We start from the raw sequence: 2,573 nt of genomic DNA, 5'->3' as shown, positions 1-2,573 counted from the left end.
ACGCGCTGGTCAGGCCGCGACCGTCTGACTTAAACCAACTAGCCTCCTCGGAAACCGGGGCGCTTCATGTTGAAGACGAAGTCATACGCCCAGACCATGTTGGCCTTGAACGGTGTGTGGATGCGTGGCCGCACGGACGCGATGCGCTTGCGCGGGCGCTTCCTGGGCACCAGCAAGCCAGCTTGGCGCCACAGGCGATGCGTTCGCGACCAACTCAGCTCGAAGCCTTTGCGGCGCAGGAACACGCGAATGCGCCGATACGGAATCGTCCCCCATCTCTGTTGTCGTTGTTAAATGAAATATTACCTAGAGGCGCGCTCCATCCCCTGCAAGCAGCAGTCCATCGAGGACAAGCATCAGGCTTTCTTTTCAGGAATTCTTGACCTGCCGTCGCCCTGGGGATCCAAGTCCATCCCCAAGCTGCCGCCCATCGGCGGCAACCTGAGTGTGGGGGTGGGCGCCAAAGAGTTTGCCGGCCCTGGGTTGAAGGGCAGCGTCCACTACAGCTTTCGAGGCCTGGACGCCGACAGCGCCTATGCCGACGACTTCATCAACCTGGCCTTCAATCCTAGGAAGATCGACTATCAGCAGCTGGTCGAGCAGATCTTCATCAAGTACGTACAGGCGATGAATGCCTACTTCGCGGAGATCTCGGACGACGAGTTCATCTTCCAGGACTACGACGAAAGAAAGCGTCTGAAGATAGATGCGCGACATGGCCTGTATCGAATCCCCGCCGTCCTGTATGCGCGCGATGATTTCTGTCGTCGCGCACTCGGTCTGGGCGCCGCGGAGGTGCAGGCGCGTTTGAATGATCGGGTCGCGACCAGCGAGCTGATCCAGGGTGGTGTCTTGATCGTGCTCTCCCGCGATGTCCTGACCGCGCCGGAGATGGATGCCTTGTCCACCAAGGCCAAGAGCGCGCTGGCTAGCTGATTCAGTCCGCCAACTCCAACCTGTTGGCGTCGACTGAAATTTGACCCACCGGGGGTGCGGACGATTTCTTGGACTGGTTAAACGGCGATCCCCAGGCTTTGCGGTGCTTGGCGGGACTGCGGAAGCCGAGTGAGCTCTCGATCCGTACGTCGTTGCACCAGCGGCACGCCATCCCGCAGCCACGTGTCGATGAGGTCATTGTTGTTGAGGTCTTCGGCGCGTCTCCGGGCGTCTGCTGCGATGACAGCTTCGACTTGTTGCTGGGCTTCGATCCTGGCAGCCTTCTTTGCGTCGTTCGGGTTGATGCCAGCCTTGACCTTGTTGCAGGCATCGTCGCGATGGCGGCGGATGACTTCGAGGCTTTTGCCGGGCCAGGAGCCGCACTGATACCAAGAGACCCTGCCACCTCACTTGAACGCAAAGCGAAAGCGGACCGCCACTGCGTCTTCGTTTGTGACTCGGAATTCCCCAGTCAAGCCATCGCTGTCAGCTATGATGTCGCCTTTCCAGTCCAGCGGGATTGCCCGCAGTTCTGTGATTGTCCAGCGCCGGCCCTTGCCGGATTTTGGGTAGCGAGTCGTCATCGGCGGTTCGAGCTCCAGATTCCTTCACAGGTCTGCGTTCTGCCAGGGGTAAACCGTAGGGTAAACCGTGAGCGGGACTTTGTGGAATTTCTTGAAATGTCGCGGGACGGGGGAAGAGAGTTAAGTTGTTGAAGTGTAAGGGATTTTTGGTCTTGGTAGGTCTCGCGCAGTGCCCCTAGGTTCGATGGATAGGTACTTTGGGAGCAGAGGGTCGCGAGTTCGAATCCCGCCGCCCCGACCAAGATTTCTCTGCATCATCGGCACCTCTGCCCGTAGCTCAACTGGATAGAGCAGCTGCCTTCTAAGCAGCAGGTCGGGGGTTCGAGTCCCTCCGGGCAGGCCAAATCCGGCCCTCACAAAGCCCCACAACATTGCAAGCCGCCCAGTGAATCATGCACTTGGCGGCTTTTTGCTTGGATCGTCTGCCGACGACCATGGATCGCAGCCCGTCTTGCCATCCTTGCCTCGGCTGTATTCAGCCAGCCCACTGCACTTCTCCGTACCGTCTTCGGCGAACGTTGCAACGATGACGTGGCCGCCCGGCTTGACGGGACGCAGGACCGCATTGACGTATGCGTCACGCTCTTCGGGTGTCGGCGAAACGAACACGCTAGCGGGATCGTAGAGCGATTGCTGCCAGGGGGTGATGGCCGGCGTTTGCCGACATCATGCCGCTGACACGATTTGGTTCCGCCCGGCCTGCTTGGCCCGATACAGCCTGCGGTCCACGAGGTCGATNTTGCCGACATCATGCCGCCGACACGATTTGGTTCCGCCCGGCCTGCTTGGCCCGATACAGCCTGCGGTCCACGAGGTCGATGAAGGGGGATGAGTCTTGGCCGGCCGCCGGGATCGTGGTGCCCACACCCATGCTGACCGTGATCAACTGGCCCAGTGGCGAGTTCTCGTGCGGGATCTGGGCCTTGAAGATGGCTTGTCGGCAGCGCTCGGCAACGGCAGCGGCGGCGGCCTCGTCGCTGGCGGGTAGCACCAGGACGAACTCCTCGCCACCGTAGCGGGCAAGAAGATCACGTGGGCGGTTTGCGGCGGCAG

General features: G+C 60.5%; 4 protein-coding genes and 1 tRNA gene. 3 read left to right on the top strand and 2 right to left on the bottom strand.

All coding sequences use genetic code 11. The features are described from left to right. Positions 1-294 precede the first annotated feature (294 nt). The 3 genes from PO768_RS28465 (at position 295) to PO768_RS28455 (ending at position 1,863) form a co-directional block, all read left to right on the top strand. Entirely contained in the window at positions 295-936 is a 642-nt protein-coding gene (locus PO768_RS28465; protein ID WP_272648745.1) for a hypothetical protein, read from the top strand. A gap of 68 nt (positions 937-1,004) precedes the next feature. Continuing rightward, positions 1,005-1,652 (top strand): hypothetical protein, encoded by a 648-nt coding sequence (locus PO768_RS28460; RefSeq protein WP_272648744.1) that lies wholly within the window; start codon positions 1,005-1,007, stop codon positions 1,650-1,652. A 134-nt stretch (positions 1,653-1,786) separates the two neighbouring features. Continuing rightward, positions 1,787-1,863 (top strand) — tRNA-Arg (locus PO768_RS28455). Between the two features lie 47 nt (positions 1,864-1,910). On the opposite strand, the gene PO768_RS29230 is transcribed toward PO768_RS28455, so the two are convergent. Together PO768_RS29230 and PO768_RS28445 are read right to left on the bottom strand one after the other, a co-directional pair. Then, positions 1,911-2,129: a hypothetical protein gene (locus PO768_RS29230; RefSeq protein ID WP_336297797.1), complete on the bottom strand. Its 219-nt coding sequence runs from the start codon at positions 2,127-2,129 to the stop codon at positions 1,911-1,913. A 139-nt stretch (positions 2,130-2,268) separates the two neighbouring features. Further along, a partial coding sequence (locus PO768_RS28445) for a diguanylate cyclase domain-containing protein (protein WP_272648743.1) occupies positions 2,269-2,573 on the bottom strand: 305 nt, incomplete at its 5' end.

The sequence above is a fragment of the Paucibacter sp. XJ19-41 genome (assembly GCF_028462495.1).
GTDB lineage: Bacteria > Pseudomonadota > Gammaproteobacteria > Burkholderiales > Burkholderiaceae_C > Roseateles_E.
This window is presented reverse-complemented; position numbering and strand designations above follow the sequence as displayed.